The organism is Streptomyces sp. NBC_01092 (assembly GCF_045039535.1).
Classification (GTDB): domain Bacteria; phylum Actinomycetota; class Actinomycetes; order Streptomycetales; family Streptomycetaceae; genus Streptomyces.
Genome location: NZ_CP108659.1, coordinates 5,674,737 through 5,689,345, shown reverse-complemented (window position 1 = coordinate 5,689,345; position 14,609 = coordinate 5,674,737). Strand labels below are relative to the sequence as shown.

The window sequence follows — 14,609 nt, the reverse complement described above, 5'->3', positions numbered from 1 at the left end:
GCCATTGGGGAGAGCGGCGGCGACTCAGTCGCTGTCTGCCACCGTGGGCGCGACCGCCTCGACCACACCCCGCGCCCGCTCCTCCGGCACCCCGGCCGCGATGAGCGTGGTGACGGCGATCCGGGTTCCGTCGTCCTCCAGCAGCCCGGCGTTGACCGACTCCAGCAGCGCGACCGTCATCGCCTCAAGACCCGCGCTCATCGCGGGGGCCGGCAGATGCGTGTGGAAGACGCCGTCCCGCTGCCCCCGCTCCAGGATGGCCGTCGCCGTCGCGCGGGCGGGCGCCAGCACCTCGGCGACGCGCTGCGCGCCCAGGTCGCGCTTGGCCAGCGACAGCAGCAGACGGTAGCGATCACCGACCGGCCACAGCGAGAACACGAAGCCGGCGAGCGCCCGCTCGGCCGGTTCGGTCTCCGCGAACCGCGCGCCGTCCGCCAGCGCGCTGCGCAACGCCTCGGACGCCTCCTCCGCAAGCGCCTCCAGCAGCGCCTCCCGCCCCGGGAAGTGACCGAACAGAGTGCGCCGTACGACTCCCGCGGCCCGCGCCAGCTCCTCCAGCGTGACGTCCGGGTTCCGCCCGAGCTCCTGACGGGCCGTGGCCAGGATGCGCTCCCGGTTGGCCCGCGAATTGCGCCGCAACGGCTCGCGGGCGACGGGCTTGGTCACGGAAACCTCGATGGATCGGGACGGATACACGTACGCGGATTCTCGCACGATGGCCTTACACACCTCACGCGGTCGCGTCGTCCCGGGCACCGTGCGGCTGCGGCGGCAGGACGGTCGCCACGCCGATGCCTCCGTCGGGGCAGGGCCGTCGTTCTGGACACGGGAGCCCCGAGCAGCCGAGCCGCCCGGCGGCCCCGCGCCGCCCACCCGGTCGTCTCCTTCCCGGCACCGTGCGGGCTGGAGCCGCAGGACCGTCGCCACCTCGAAGCCGCCCTCGGGCGCCTCCGACGGAGAGGGCGCGTTCACGCCGAACCTGCGACTCTGCGCGACCGCGGCGGCGCAGGCCTTCGTTGCCGACCGCGATCAGCAGAAGAGAGCCCGAGGAGCCGAGCCGCACAGCGCCCCCGCACCCCCGCCCCCCTCACACCCCCGCCTCCTCCCCCGCGCCGTGCGGCTGCAGCGGCAAAGCCGTCGTCACCTCGAAACCGCCCTCGGGGCGTGGGCCCGCGTGGAGTTCGCCGCCGATCGAGTGGGCCCGTTCGCGCATGCCCATCACGCCGAAGCCGCGGCTCTGCGCGACCGGGGCGGCGGGGCCGTCGTTGGTGACCGTGATCTGGAGGCGGGAGCCGGAGTAGGTGAGGCGGACGGAGGCGGCTTCCGTGGTGGCGTGCTTGGTGACGTTGGTCAGTGCTTCCTGCACGATGCGGAACGCGGTCAGGTCCACGCCGGGGGACAGCGGCTGTGGCTCCCCCTCCGTGCTGACCGTGACGGCGACCCCGGCCGACGCGCACGCCGAGACCAGCTCGGGCAGCCGGGAAAGGCCGGGCGACGGCTCCAGCGGCGGGGAGTCCGGGTCGTCGTTCTGCCGCAGCAGCCCCAGCGTGGCCTTCAGCTCGCGCAGTGCGGACGACGTGGTGCCGGTCAGGTCGGTGAGGATCTTCTGCGTCTGCTGCGGGTTGCTGAGCGCCAGGTGCGCGGCCGTACCGGCCTGGGCGTTGGCCAGGGCCAGGTGGTGGGCGACGACGTCATGCAGCTCGCGGGCGATCCGCATCCGCTCCTCGGTGACCCGCAGCCGCGCCTCCTCCTCCCGGGTGCGCTCGGCGTGCTCGGCGCGGGCCTGCACGGCCGTGAGGTAGGCGCGCCGCAGCCGGGTCATGTTGCCGGCGGCCAGCGGCAGCAGCAGCCAGAAGAACGGGCCGATCGTCCTGAGCACCAGCGACACATGGTCCATGGAGTCGGAGATCGCCGCCGCGGCGGTCACCGCCAGCATGGTGGTCAGACCGTAGACGCGGGTGGTTCTGCGGTCGGTGTGGGTCGCCAGCCAGTACAGGGCCGCCATGACGGGGGCCAGCAGCAGCGGGGTGAGCAGATAGCCCAGCGCGATCACGACGGTCGTGCAGGCCGCGTTCACGACCACGGCGGCGCGCGGGTGGCTGCGGTGCTTGAGCAGGACGAGGCAGGCCACGCCCATGAAGGCGATGGCGGTCCCGTCCTGGTCCGGCGGGGTGGCACCGGGCAGGGTGAGCTTGCCGCCGAGGGTCGCGCAGCCCATCAGCGCCGCGGCCAGTACCAGGTCCACGGCGAAGGGACGGCGGTCCGAGAACTCCTCGAGGCGGTCCGCGTAGCGGCGCTCCTGGCTGGTGGTCATGCGGCTCTCCGGTCGATGGGCTGAGGCCCATGGTGGACGATCGCGGTCGCGGACGGCCGACGGGCCGCCCATGCCCCAGGACGAGGTCATGGGCGGCCCCTGGCGGGCGTGGCCGGTCGATCAGGTGCGGGCCACTTCCAGATCGGCCGCCCCGGCCGGGTCCGGCTCCGCCTGCGGCCGCCGGCCGAGCGCCTCGCCCTCCACGTCGACGCGCGGCAGGATCCGGTCCAGCCACTTCGGCAGCCACCAGGCCTTGTCGCCGAGCAGGGCGAGCACCGCGGGCACGATGGCCATCCGTACGACGAAGGCGTCGAACAGCACGGCGGAGGCGAGCCCGAAACCGATCATCTTGATCATGGAGTCGCTCTCGCCGATGAACCCGGCGAACACCGCGATCATGATCAGCGCGGCGGCCACGACGACGCGGGCGCTGTGCCGGAACCCGGAGACGATCGCCTGCGCGGGCCGCTCCCCGTGGACGTACGCCTCCCGCATCCGCGAGACGAGGAAGACCTCGTAGTCCATGGCGAGCCCGAACACGATGCCCACCAGGAAGATCGGCATCAGGCTCATGATCGGCCCGGTCTGCTCCACGCCCAGCAGTTCGGCGCCGTGCCCCTGCTGGAAGACCACGACGACCGCGCCGAGGGACGCGAGGACCGACAGCAGGAAGCCGAGGGCCGCCTTCAGCGGGACGAGCAGCGACCGGAACACCACCAGCAGCAGCACGATCGCCAGCCCGACCACGATGATCAGATACGGGATCAGCGCGGCCTGCACCTTGTCGGCGATGTCGATGTTCATGGCCGTGGTCCCGGTGACCTCGAAGGTCGCCCCGGTCTCGGCCTCCATGCCCGGACGCTCGTCCCGGATGACGGTCACCAGGTCCTTCGTCTTCTCGTCGGTCGGCGCGGTGGACGGCACGACCGAGAAGACGGCGGTGTCACCGGCCTCGTTGAAACGGGCCGGGGAGACGGACACGATCCCCTCCGTGCCGCCGATCTCCTTGGAGATCGTCGTGACGGCACCCTTCGGATCCGCGTCGCCCTTGGCGTCCACGACGACGGTCAACGGCCCGTTGAAGCCCGGCCCGAAGCCCTCGGCGAGCGCGTCGTAGGCGCGGCGCTCGGTCGTGGACGTCGACTTGGCCTCGTCGCCGGGCATGCCCAGCTGCAGGTCCATCGCCGGCACGGCGAGCGCGCCGAGCCCGACGACGCCGAGGAGCAGCACGGGCAGCGGCCGGCGCAGCACGAACCGCGCCCAGCGGGTGCCGCCGTTGTCGGCCTTGGTCTCCGCCATACGGCCGCTCTTGCGGGCCCGCCTCGGCAGGACGGCGTTGGGCCAGAAGCCGAGGAACGCCGGGACCAGCGTCAGCGCGATCAGTACTCCGACGACGACCGCGCCCGCCGCGGCCAGGCCCATCTTGGTGAGCATCGGGATGCCGACGACCGAGAGCCCGGCGAGCGCGATGACGACGGTGAGCCCGGCGAAGACGACCGCGGAACCGGCCGTGCCGACGGCCATCCCGGCCGCCTCCTGCGGCGTAAGGCCATTGGCTCGCTCCTCGCGGTAGCGCGAGACGACGAACAGGGCGTAGTCGATGCCGACGGCGAGGCCCAGCATCATCGCCAGCGTGCCGGTCGTGGTGGACAGGCCGAGGGCGTCGGACAGGGCGAGGATGGTGGCCATGCTGACGCCGACGCCGACGATCGCGGTCAGCAGCGGAAGCCCGGCGGCGGCCAGCGAGCCGAAGGTGATCAGCAGCACGACCGCGGCGATCGCCATGCCGGTGACCTCGGCGGCGCCGCCCGCGCCGCCCCCTTCGTCCATCGCGCTGCCCCCGGCCTCGACGGTCAGCCCGGAGTCGCGGGCCTCGTCGAGCGTCCGCTCCAGGTGGGTCTTGCTCGCGTCCGTGAGGTCGTTGGCGGTGACCTTGTAGGTGACGGTCGTGTACGCCGTCGTGCCGTCCTTGCTGACCGCCTTCGCCTGGAACGGATCGACGGCGGACGCGACCTGCGAGCCGTCCCCCAGCTCGGCCACGGCCTCCTCGACGGCCTTCTTGTTCTCGGCGGCGGTCACCTTCTGGCCGCCCGGCGCGACGAAGACGACCCGGGCGGTCGCCCCGTCGGCCGTCGCTCCCGGGAAGCGCTCGTCCATCAGGTCGAACGCCTTCTGGGACTCGATGCCCGGCATGGAGAACTCCTCGTCGGCGGCTCCCGGTGCCTTCAGTGCACCCAGACCGACGGCGGCCAGCACGGCCGCCCAGACCAGGGCGACGTACCAACGCCGCCGGAAGGCCAGACGGCCCACGCGATAAAGGAAAGTAGCCACGGCAGGGGTCTCCACATCTGGGACTCGAACGTGTGCCCAGGCTCTCGGGGAGGGGGGTGCCGTGTCGTCGTGCGGCTGCCGACAATCGCCGGTACTGAGAATGCAGTACGGGGCGGGGGCGGGTCCGCCAGGAGGACGACCGCCCGATGGGCCCCAGGTCTCACGTCCCCCCGGCGCCCGTCCCGATCTCGACCACGCGTGCCCAGGCCGGCGGGGTGTCCGGCACGTACTCCGAGCCGTCCTCGTCCCCTGAGCCGCCTCGCGCCCGCCGGGACGAGCTCGGGAAGCGGGGGAACAGCCCCACCACCGTCCGGCACGGCGGCCGGGTGCTCGGCCACGGTGTCTGACCGTCCGTCAGAGCGACGACGACATCGGGCCGGGGCCGGGCCCGCAGCGCCGTCGCGAAGCCCTCGCGCAGATCCGTACCGCCGCCCCCGACCAGCGGTATCCCCTCGGCGCGGCACAGCCGGTGCACACCTCCTGCCGCCGCGTCGCACGACACCACGCTGACCAGGTCGGGGCGCCCGCCCACGGCACGGGAGATCGCGGCGACCTCCAGCAGCGCGCTGCCCAGTTCGGCGTCGCTGACCGAGGCGGAGGTGTCGATGACGACACACACATGGGGCGGTCTGCGCCGCAGGCTCGGCAGTACGGCGCCGGGCACCGAGGCCGAGCGGCGCGAGAGGCGGCCGTACGTGTAGTCCTCGCCGGCGCCGGGACCGGACGCGGCCGACCGTACCGCCGCGCCGAGCAACTCCCGCCACGGCTGCGGCGGATGGAACGCCTCCTCGGCCCACCGCTGCCATCCGTCGGGGGCGTTGCCGGGGCGCCCGGTGATGCCCTGCGCCACCCGGAACCGGACGGCGTCCCGTTCCTGCGCGCTCAGCCCGTGCGCGCCGCCCGCGCCCAGATCCCACTCCCGCTCCAGCCCGTCGGCCCCGCTGCCGCAGTCCAGCCACGCCAGGTCCTGCGTCTGCGGGCCCAGCCGGAACTGGCGCAGATAGTCCTCCATCAGCTCACCGTCGCGCAGCATCAGGGCCGCCGGGTCGACGGCGCCCTCGGGCCGGGCCAACCCGTCGCCGTACACGTCGTCGTTGATCTCGCAGTCCGCGGCGATGTTCATCCGCAGCCGGTCCCCCGGCCCGGTCAGCCCCCGCTCACGCGCCACCCGGTCGCCCCGCCCGTGATGGTCACGCAGCAGATGCGACACCTCGTGCACCCACACCCCCGCCAGCTCCTCCACCGGCGTGCGCTCCACGAACCCCGGCGACACGTAGCACCGCCAGTGCCGGTCAACCGCCATGGTCGGCACCCGCCGCGACTCGACGACATGCAGGGCGAACAGGGCGGTCGCCAGATAGGGACGGACCCGGGCGGCGTGCAGCCGGGCGGAGAAGAGCTTGTCGCGGTCGAGGCGCGAGCCGTCGTCCCCGTTCACGGCCGGGGCCCTGCCGCCGTCGGCGCTCATCGGCCGCCCGCCCTCGCCTTCGCGGTGATCGCCGCCGTTCTGGCAGCCGCCTGGTCCGCTCGCCGGGACAGGGTCACAACACCGGAGAGCCGCTCGATCGACGTCGGGACGTCCCAGTCCTCCTGCCGGAGTGACGCGAGGGTGCTCGCGGGGACGACGACCAGGTCGGGTGCGCCGGTCTCCACGGCCCGCACGAGCAGCGTCCAGGCCGCGTCCCAGCGGGCCTTGTCGGGACGGGCCCGTACCGCCTCCACCACACCGTCCAGCGCGGCCTGCCGCAGATCCCCCCGCTCGGGCAGCTCGGCGGCCGCGGGGTCGGCGAGCAGGACCTCCGGGTCCGGCAGGTCCATCCGGTCCACGCACGCCAGCAGCTCAAGGCCCGGCCCGTCCCCGACCGTGCCCCGCACCAGCATCGACAGCACTTCCCGTGAGGATCCGGCGGCCGTGGCGAAGGCGACCAGGGACTGTGCCATCTCCCAGCTGCGCGGCGAGGGCCAGGGCCCGCCCCGCCGCGCCTCCCCGCTCGGCAACCGGTGCACGAGCGCCGGCCGCCCGGAGAGCAGCCCGCAGACCGCGCGCCGGGCGAAGTCCACGGCCTCGGCCAGCTTCCGCGGGTCGAGCCGGGGCAGCGTCGCCCGGGGCCAGGTCCCGCCGAGTCCGCGTACGACGACCTCGTGGTCGTGGGCCCATTGCAGATGCACGAACCGGTTGGCCAGCGGCGCGCTCAGCTCCCAGCCGTCGGCGGCCGAGGAGCGCGGGTTGGCGGCGGCCACGATCCGCACCCCGGGCGGCAGCCGCAACGCCCCGATCCTGCGCTCCAGCACGACCCGCAGCAACGCGGCCTGCACGGCGGGCGGCGCGGTCGACAGCTCGTCCAGGAACAGCAGCCCCCGCCCGGCCCGCACCAGCCGTACGGCCCAGTCCGGCGGGGCCATCGGCACGCCCTGCTCGGCCGGGTCGTCCCCGACGACGGGCAGCCCGGAGAAGTCGGACGGCTCGTGGACGCTGGCGATCACCGTGGTCAGCGGGAGGCCGAGTTCGGCGGCGAGTTGCGTGAGCGCGGCGGTCTTGCCGATCCCGGGCTCGCCCCAGAGCAGGACGGGCAGATCGGCGGCCACGGCGAGGGTGAGGGCCTCCAGCTGGGGGTCGGGGCGGGGTTCGGTCGTGGTGTCGCGCAGGAGGGCCAACAGGTCGGAGGCCACGTCGAGTTGGGAGGAGGCGGGCTGAGTGCACGTGGGCATGGGTGATCACCGTGGGGTTCGTGAGGGGGCGTGGGACAGGTACGAGAGGTCGCTTCGCGCAGGCCGGTCAGGGAAAGAAGGTCGCGTGCCGCGGGCGGCGCCGATGGTCACCGGGACGGCGGGGCACGCGTTCGTCGAAACGGACGGGACCGGGCCGGGGGCCGGCCAGCCCGGCCCTGAAGAGTCCGTACGACACCCGCCGCCGCGCGAGCGCCGCCAGCTCGTCCCGCAGCGCACCGTCCCGCAGCACCGCGTCCGGCCCGAGCAGCCCCTCGACGACGGCCAGCGCGCCGGCGATGTCGCCGTGCCAGAGACGTTCCCGCACGTCGGGCAGGCACTCGGGACGGCGGTGCGCGTCGTCGACGGCCTGGAGGCAGGGCAGCGGAGTGCCGGTGAGCGCGGCGAGGAGTTCTTCGCGCCGGATCTCGTCGGGTTCGTGGTCGAGGGGGGCCAGCACACCGTCGACCAGCCCGATCCGGTGCCGCTCGCCCCGGCACTGCACGAACCGGGGCTGTCCGGGCCGTTGAGGGGAGGGGGCTCGTCCGGCCCCGGCACACTCCGGTACGAGCGCGGCGGCGACCAGCGGATGCAGCCGTCCGGCCTCGATCGCACCGGCCCGCAGCAACTCGACGTCGGGCAGCACCCAGGTCGCGGCGTCGGGCAGCACGGGCAGAGCGCAGGCACTGCGGCCGACGGACTCCACGATCCGCAGCCCGCCCGCTTCCGCCTCCGCCTCTGCGGGCACCTCCAGGACGAGCCGCCGGCCACCCCCCAACCGCACGATCACGGCCCCGGAGGACCGCCCCTCGGCACGGAGCAGCACCAACGCCTCGTCGGCCCACCGGTCAACGGCCCACAAGTCCCCGTACGGAACACCCCCCGGCAGATCCGGCCGTCCCGTCCCCGGCCGGCCGTCGGCCGCGGCACCGCGCCCCGCCCGACTCCGCAGCTCACCGGCCCGGCGGGCGTCCCAGAGGTGCCGATGCAGATCGAGCCGGAACCGCCGGCTGGGCCGTGGATGCGGATGCGGGCCCGCGTCGGTTGCGACACCGTCCGGCCCGCGTCCCCCGTCCCACACGGCGAGGCTGATCCGCTGACCGGCGTCCGCCCAGGCGGGCGGCGTCCGCACCACGAGATGCAGCGGCTGCCGGCGTCCCCGCCCCGCGCCGCCGTACCGGGCGAGTGCGAGGGTCACGCCGGGACGCAGCAGCCCGTCGGGAGCGATCCGCGGCATGTGCCAGCGCAGGAGATCGGGAGCGAGAGCGCGCAGGTCGTCCCGGACCAGAGCGGCGACTTCCCGCCCGTGGTCGCGGGCCAGGGAACGCAGACTGAGATCGACGTCGATCCCCGCGGCGGCACACGCCCCCGCCCAGTCCCCGGTGAGCCGGCGGGCGGTCGCGGTCTCGATCATGGAGGCCGGCACGGCGAACTCGCGCACGCGCGGCCAAAAGGAAACCCGGGATTCCCCGTTCGCGGAAGGAGTGCCCATCAGCACTCACCTTGCGCGGACGGGACCCCCAATCTGGCAACAGAGTGAGTCGTCATCGCGGCCGAGCGTAGCCCCGCGCGCATCGGGCCGCGAGGGATTTTCCGCCTGCCCCGGTCCAGTTCGCGGGGCGCTGACTCAACCGGCCCCCCGCGTCGGGTCCATCGACGGTACGGCCGTGGGAGACACCCGCTCGTCCGGCGTCCGGGAGTCCGCGGGCTGTGGCTCTCCGGAGGGCACCGAGGTCGGCACCCGCGACGGGGACGTCGGTGTCGGGGACACCGTTCGGACCGGGGACGGAGCCCGGGTCCGGCGCTCCGAGGGAGTCGGGGTGGGCGGCGGGGTCGGCGCGGTCGTGCGGTCGCTCGCGGGCGGGGGTGCGAGCGGGGGCGCCGGGGAGGTCGGGGTGTCCGGGCGGCTCAGGCCGAACGGCAGCGCGACCAGCAGCGCCACGGCGCACATCACGCCCACCCCGGTCGCCGTACGCACCAGGCGTCGGCGGGACGCCCTGCGGCGGAGCGTCTCGTAGTGGCCGGGGGGTGGGGCGAGGCGGTCGCCGGGCGGGCCGAGGATGACCATCAGGGGGTCGTCGGGGGCGAACTCCGGGCCGTCCACGTCGTCCTCGTCAAAGCGTGTGGTCAAGGCTTCTCCTCAGGTGGACGCGGAGCAGTTCGCGGGCCGCGTGCAGGTCGGCCTTGACGGTCCCTTCTTTGCGTCCGGTCAGCACGGACACCTCCCGGATCGGCATGTCGGCGTAGTAGTGGAGGAGGATCGGGGTGCGCAGTCGTTCCGGCAGGGACTGGACGAGGAGGCGCACCGACGGGTCCGTCTGTTCCGGGTGCGCGGTGACCGCCGCCTCCGTCGTGACCCGGCGCATCGCCTTGCGTTCACGCTCCAGTTTGCGCCAGTGGTCCCGGACGAGGTTGGCGGCGGTGACGTAGAGGAAGCCGCGCGGTTCCTCCACGCGGCTCCAGCGCGCCCACAGCCTGGTGAAGGCCTCGGAGGCGATCTCGTGGGCCGTCTCGTCGTCGTCGACGAGACGGCGGCACCAGCCGGCCAGGCGCGGGTACAGGGCGGCGAACAGCTCGGACGCTGCCTTGTCTCGGGACCGTTTCAACGCTCTCCATGGTCGGGACGGCGGAACGACGTGCGGGGACCGGTTCGTGGGGACTCGTGGAGGAGGATGCCGGGCCGTCGGCTCGCGTTCCGTCGGCCGCCCGGTCCGGATCCTCCTCCCTCGGTCAAGGGGCGGTCGAGCTCAGCGTCGCGAAGACGATGACGTTGTCGCGGTACTCGGCGCCCTCGCGCGGGCCCCCGCACGTGATCAGGCGCAGCTCCGGGCGGTCCACGTCCCCGTAGACCTCCTCCGCCGGGAAGTCCGCCTTGGCCACCGTCCGTACGGCGCCGACCACGAACTCCGCCGAGGTGCCGTCCTCCCGGCGGGCCACGATCCGGTCCCCCCGGCGCAGCTCGGCGAGCCGGCGGAAGACGCCGTCCCCGTAGGAGCCCACCGTGACATGGCCGAGGATCACCGACGAGCCGACCTGGCCCGGCGTCGGCGAGTGGCGGTACCAGCCCGCCCGGTCGTCGGCCGTGACCGGCGGCACCGCCACGGTGCCGTCCTGCGCCAGGCCGAGCCGGATGACGGGGGTGTCGACGCCGATCGCCGGGATCCGCAGCCGGACCGGGGCCGAACGGCCCAGTGCGCGCGCCGAGTTCGTGGAGGCCGAGGAGCCGGAGGACGGGCCTTCGTCCGCCCCTTCCCTCGCCGTTTCCCTCCCCCGCGACCTTCTGTTGCTCGCGTTCGCGTCCTGCTCAGTGGCCTGCCCGGCGCAGCCCACCAGCAGCGACGCCATCGCCGCCGTGGTGAACGCCCGCCTGGACAGCCCCGTCATGCGCCGTTCGCCCGCCGACGCCGTACGACGAAGGTGGCAGCGCCCCCGGCGGCGAGCAGCGCGGCCGCGCCCCCGCCGATCAGCGCGCCCTGGTCGGTGCCGGTGCCGGACGTCGGCGTGACGCCGGTGTCGGGCGCTCCGGACGGCCGGACGGAGACCTGACCGCCGCCCGGCGCCCGGGTCGGCTCGGGCGACACCTCGCTGGGCACGGGGGAGGGGGCCCGGGTCGGCTCGGCCGACGGCTCGCTGGGGGCGGGGGACGAGACCCGGGTCGGCTCGTCGCTGGGGACCGGGGAAGCCGAGTCGGCGAACGCGGGCGTGCCGGCCGCCAGGACGGCGGCGCAGGTCAGAACCAGGGCGCTGAGCGTGGTTCGGCGCATGGACGTGCTCTCTTTCGTCGGTCCGCCGGTACTGCCGTGCCCGGCGGGCTGGGTGACGGGTCGAGCGAAGAGACGAACCGGCCGTGGGGCGGGTTGTAAAGAGATGGCAAAGTCGTCGGGTGCGCCCGCACGCGCCGACGGTGACCCGTTGAGTCGCTCGCCCGTCGCATCCGTACGATGAGGGCGTGACAGCCCGTGGACAGCAGCACCGTGCGCCGCGGCTCCCGATCCCGGGACCGTGGCGTCTGCTTGTGCTGCTCGGGCTGCTCGCCGGGCTGTTCGGGATGCACGCCCTCGGGCCCGGCAACCCGCTCGCCCCGCACAGCGCGCAAGGTCACGGGCACGCCCGCGCCATGAGCGGCCCTGCGACGGCGATGACGGCCATGACGGCCATGACCGACGAGGCCGTCTGCCACGGCAACGGCACGGGCGGCGGACACGCCCAGCACGCCGACCCGACCTGCGCCTCCGGTGCCGTCGGCGGCGGTCCCGCGCTCCCCGCCCCGGCGCCCGATCCGGCCGGGTCCGGCGTCACGGGCGACCTCGGCCACCGCTCCCCGGCGACCGCGCCGGACAGCGGGCGCGCGCCTCCCTCACTGGCCGAACTCCAGATCCTGCGGACTTAGGACAAGGCCGAGCCGTCCCCCCTCATCGCTGGGGCGTACGGCACTCAGCCATGCCCGTGTCACGCCCTCGCGAGGGCGCGGCAACTCACGTACACCGCAGGAGTTCTCACCATGACCAGCATGACGCGCACGCGTCCCCTCGTCCGTCGCGCCGCCCTGGCCGCGACGGCCGTCACCGCCGCCCTCGTCCTCGCCGCGTGCGGCGGCGACGGCTCGGACACCGCCGCCGGCCCGTCCGCCTCGTCCTCCGCGAGCGCCGGCGCGCACAACGACCAGGACGTCTCCTTCGCGCAGGGCATGATCCCGCACCACCAGCAGGCGCTGCAGATGGCGGAGACGGCCGCCGACCGCGCCTCGTCCGCCGAGGTCAAGGACCTCGCCGCGCGCATCCGCGAGGCCCAGGACCCCGAGATCCGCACCATGTCGGGCTGGCTGAAGTCCTGGGGTGAGGACGTGCCGTCGGCCGCGCCCGGCATGGACCACTCCGGCCACTCGGGCGGCGGCTCCGGCATGGCCGGGATGATGGACGACAAGGACATGGCCGAGCTGACGAAGGCGTCCGGCAAGGCCTTCGACACCCTGTTCCTCACCCTGATGGTCGAACATCACGAGGGCGCCGTGGAGATGGCCCGGACCGAGAAGGCCGAGGGCCGGTTCGGACCGGCGACGAAGCTGGCCGACGCCGTCGTCACCGCCCAGAGCGCCGAGATCGAGGAGATGAACAAGCTGCTCGGCAAGACCGGCAGCTGACGTTCCGGCGGGCGGCGGCCCTCCCCCACACCCACGGACCGCCGCCCGCCGCCCCCGTCACCTCAGCCCCAACCGCCGCTGATACGACTCCCTGGGCCCGGCCCGATCCACGATCCCGGCGCACACCGCACGCGCCGCGCAGTCCGCGGCGGCGTCGGCCGGGGTCAGCAGGGTGTTGCCCCTGAACTCCAGGTTCTTCGGGTCGCCGCAGTCCGGTGCGGGCGGCCAGCCCCCGGGGTGGTCCCGGCGCGGCAGCCAGTCGGGGACGGTGTCGTCCCAGAAGTTGCCATGGAAGCGGACGTCGCGGACGGGCCGGTCGCCCCAGTCCTCGCTGCACCCGCCGATCGAGGCCCGGTAGTCGTGGACGGCGTTGTCGCGCACGGTGATCCACCTGCTGCTGTCGTCGGTGTAGATGCCGACGTTCCAGATGCCGTACGCGCTGTCGGTGACGGCGTTGCCGCTGACGACCGCGCCGTCCGCGTACGAGGTGCCCTGTTCGCCGCGCAGGTAGATGCCGCCGCCGTCGGCCAGCAGCCGGTTGGTCGCGAAGACCCGGTTGCCGACGATGCGGTTGCCGCTCATCAGGCCGCGCACGTCCTCGGCGGGGCCGGAGAGGATGCCGGTGTAAGGCACGTGGTCGACCTGGTTGTGTGCGATCGTCGTCCGCCGGCTGCCGCCGTCCCAGATGCCGGAGGAGGCGTGGTAATCCGCCCCGGTGTGGTGGATCCAGTTGTCGGTGACGCGGTTGCCGCGGCTCGTGCCCGTCGCGCTGGGAGGCAGGACGCCCAGCGCGACGCCGCCGTCGGAGATGTCGGTGAAGACGTTGCCGTCCACCGTGTTGTGCGAGCTGTCCCCGGAGAACCTGAGCCCCTGGGCGCCGAGATGGACGAACCGGTTGCCCTGGAAGGCGATCCGCTCGGCATGCCGGAAGGCGACGTTCCCCGGCACGGTGAGCAGCCTGATCTCATCGCCCCTGCCCGGCCGCAGGTACATGCTCCACGCGGCGGCGAATCCGGCGGGCTCGCTCGGCGCCGTCCAGCCGGCGTGCGCGAACGTCAGCCCCTTGAACGCGATGTCGTGCACCGGCCGGCCCGCGCCGCCGCTCCCGCCGACCAGCGTCTGCAGCACCGGCGCCGTCACGTCCGCCCGCCGCATGTCCTCGCCCGCCCGCGGCCGGTACAGCAGCGCGTGGTGTCCGGGACGGGAGCGGTCGAGGTACCAACTCCCGCGCTCGTCCAGGAAGTCCGGTGAATTCTCGACGTCGGACGGCAGGGCCAGCAGCTCCGGCCCGTACAGGTCGCGGGCCAGCCGCCAGCACGGCTGGTCCATGGTGATCGTCGTCCCGTCGCGCGGGCCGCGCGAGATGCCCGCGATGCCGCAGCGCCCTTCCAGGTAGTCGAACCGGAACCGCAGCTCCATGTCGCGCGGCGCGCGCCAGCCACGGGGGACGGCGCTCGTGGTGGTGAGGCCGGTGCCGGTCACCTTCAGCTCGCCGGGGATCCCGTCGCCCAGGCTCGCCCGCGCCGCCCGCCTGCCCTCCACGTACAGCTGCCGGGTCTCCAGCGCGGCGACGTCCGCCCGCCACACGCCCCGCCGCTGCGGATCGGGCCGCCATCCCCCGATCCGCCGGCCACCGCTGAGGGTCACCGGCTCCTGCCGCGCCGTGCCGTAGCCGTACGCCTGGTAGACCACCCGGTGGCCGCCCCGGCCGGAGTCGCCGGCCGCCTGCGACATCCGCAGCGGAGCCGTCAGCCGGTACGTCCCGCCCCGCAGATTCACCACGATGTCCGAGGTCATCGAGGCAGTCTTGGCCCGCACCGCCTGCCGGGCACGCCCCGGCGTAGCGAACGGCCGCTCGAACGTGCCCGGCCACCCGTCGTTCCCCCACGGCGCCACGTACAACTCCTGCGCGGCCGGGCGCCCGCCCGTCGCCGCGGCCGTGGGCGGGGCCGCCCACGCCCCACCGGACAGCGCCACCACCATCGCCGAGACGACCGCCCCTACCCGCAGGTCCGCCATGTTCCCGCTCCTCCCGTCAGCCGGACGTGTCCATGGTCGAGCGAGGGCGGCCCGGCGCGCGTCGGCCGATCGTCGCTCGCGCCGCGTCTTTGGTCGCTG

Annotated in this window: 13 protein-coding genes; 2 read left to right on the top strand and 11 right to left on the bottom strand. The window is 74.2% G+C overall.

The window, feature by feature from the left end; translation table 11 throughout:
• Nucleotides 1–24 precede the first annotated feature (24 nt).
• The 10 genes from OG254_RS25855 to OG254_RS25810 all read right to left on the bottom strand — a co-directional run bounded on the left by OG254_RS25855 (nucleotide 25) and on the right by OG254_RS25810 (nucleotide 11,115).
• Nucleotides 25–666, bottom strand: coding sequence for a TetR/AcrR family transcriptional regulator (locus tag OG254_RS25855; protein ID WP_147997707.1), 642 nt, complete (start codon nucleotides 664–666; stop codon nucleotides 25–27).
• 421 nt (nucleotides 667–1,087) lie between these two features.
• Nucleotides 1,088–2,314: a sensor histidine kinase gene (locus OG254_RS25850; RefSeq protein WP_405585978.1), complete on the bottom strand. Its 1,227-nt coding sequence runs from the start codon at nucleotides 2,312–2,314 to the stop codon at nucleotides 1,088–1,090.
• A gap of 120 nt (nucleotides 2,315–2,434) precedes the next feature.
• Nucleotides 2,435–4,645, bottom strand: coding sequence for an MMPL family transporter (locus OG254_RS25845; RefSeq protein ID WP_405585975.1), 2,211 nt, complete (start codon nucleotides 4,643–4,645; stop codon nucleotides 2,435–2,437).
• 160 nt (nucleotides 4,646–4,805) lie between these two features.
• Complete coding sequence (locus OG254_RS25840; protein WP_405585972.1) at nucleotides 4,806–6,113, bottom strand: DUF2201 family putative metallopeptidase; 1,308 nt, start codon at nucleotides 6,111–6,113, stop codon at nucleotides 4,806–4,808.
• Nucleotides 6,110–7,354 (bottom strand): AAA family ATPase, encoded by a 1,245-nt coding sequence (locus tag OG254_RS25835; protein ID WP_405585969.1) that lies wholly within the window; start codon nucleotides 7,352–7,354, stop codon nucleotides 6,110–6,112. The genes OG254_RS25840 and OG254_RS25835 overlap by 4 nt, the downstream gene beginning before the upstream one ends.
• A 67-nt stretch (nucleotides 7,355–7,421) precedes the next feature.
• Nucleotides 7,422–8,843, bottom strand: a complete 1,422-nt coding sequence (locus OG254_RS25830; RefSeq protein WP_405585967.1) for a hypothetical protein — start codon at nucleotides 8,841–8,843, stop codon at nucleotides 7,422–7,424.
• A 135-nt stretch (nucleotides 8,844–8,978) separates the two neighbouring features.
• Complete coding sequence (locus OG254_RS25825; protein ID WP_405585964.1) at nucleotides 8,979–9,482, bottom strand: hypothetical protein; 504 nt, start codon at nucleotides 9,480–9,482, stop codon at nucleotides 8,979–8,981.
• Complete coding sequence (locus tag OG254_RS25820) at nucleotides 9,466–9,957, bottom strand: RNA polymerase sigma factor (RefSeq protein WP_351190363.1); 492 nt, start codon at nucleotides 9,955–9,957, stop codon at nucleotides 9,466–9,468. The genes OG254_RS25825 and OG254_RS25820 overlap by 17 nt, the downstream gene beginning before the upstream one ends.
• Nucleotides 9,958–10,081: 124 nt before the next feature.
• Entirely contained in the window at nucleotides 10,082–10,735 is a 654-nt protein-coding gene (locus OG254_RS25815; RefSeq protein ID WP_405585961.1) for a class F sortase, read from the bottom strand.
• Nucleotides 10,732–11,115: a sortase-dependent protein gene (locus OG254_RS25810; protein ID WP_405585959.1), complete on the bottom strand. Its 384-nt coding sequence runs from the start codon at nucleotides 11,113–11,115 to the stop codon at nucleotides 10,732–10,734. The genes OG254_RS25815 and OG254_RS25810 overlap by 4 nt, the downstream gene beginning before the upstream one ends.
• 185 nt (nucleotides 11,116–11,300) lie before the next feature.
• Here OG254_RS25810 and OG254_RS25805 point away from each other — a divergent pair, with 185 nt between their 5' ends.
• Nucleotides 11,301–11,741, top strand: a complete 441-nt coding sequence (locus tag OG254_RS25805; protein WP_405585957.1) for a DUF6153 family protein — start codon at nucleotides 11,301–11,303, stop codon at nucleotides 11,739–11,741.
• Nucleotides 11,742–11,861: 120 nt separating this feature from the next.
• Nucleotides 11,862–12,491, top strand: coding sequence for a DUF305 domain-containing protein (locus tag OG254_RS25800; RefSeq protein WP_405595195.1), 630 nt, complete (start codon nucleotides 11,862–11,864; stop codon nucleotides 12,489–12,491).
• A gap of 57 nt (nucleotides 12,492–12,548) precedes the next feature.
• On the opposite strand, the gene OG254_RS25795 is transcribed toward OG254_RS25800, so the two are convergent.
• A complete protein-coding gene (locus tag OG254_RS25795) occupies nucleotides 12,549–14,510 on the bottom strand; it encodes a right-handed parallel beta-helix repeat-containing protein (RefSeq protein WP_405585954.1) in 1,962 nt (653 codons plus the stop codon).
• Nucleotides 14,511–14,609: the final 99 nt, after the last annotated feature.

What these genes read in the sequence shown, in the direction of transcription:
- OG254_RS25840 (WP_405585972.1), bottom strand. Translation starts at nt 6,113, where the DNA reads ATGAGCGCCGACGGCGGCAGGGCCCCGGCCGTGAACGGGGACGACGGC.
- OG254_RS25800 (WP_405595195.1), top strand. Translation starts at nt 11,862, where the DNA reads ATGACGCGCACGCGTCCCCTCGTCCGTCGCGCCGCCCTGGCCGCGACG.
- OG254_RS25830 (WP_405585967.1), bottom strand. Translation starts at nt 8,843, where the DNA reads ATGGGCACTCCTTCCGCGAACGGGGAATCCCGGGTTTCCTTTTGGCCG.
- OG254_RS25850 (WP_405585978.1), bottom strand. Translation starts at nt 2,314, where the DNA reads ATGACCACCAGCCAGGAGCGCCGCTACGCGGACCGCCTCGAGGAGTTC.
- OG254_RS25835 (WP_405585969.1), bottom strand. Translation starts at nt 7,354, where the DNA reads ATGCCCACGTGCACTCAGCCCGCCTCCTCCCAACTCGACGTGGCCTCC.
- OG254_RS25815 (WP_405585961.1), bottom strand. Translation starts at nt 10,735, where the DNA reads ATGACGGGGCTGTCCAGGCGGGCGTTCACCACGGCGGCGATGGCGTCG.
- OG254_RS25810 (WP_405585959.1), bottom strand. Translation starts at nt 11,115, where the DNA reads ATGCGCCGAACCACGCTCAGCGCCCTGGTTCTGACCTGCGCCGCCGTC.
- OG254_RS25795 (WP_405585954.1), bottom strand. Translation starts at nt 14,510, where the DNA reads ATGGCGGACCTGCGGGTAGGGGCGGTCGTCTCGGCGATGGTGGTGGCG.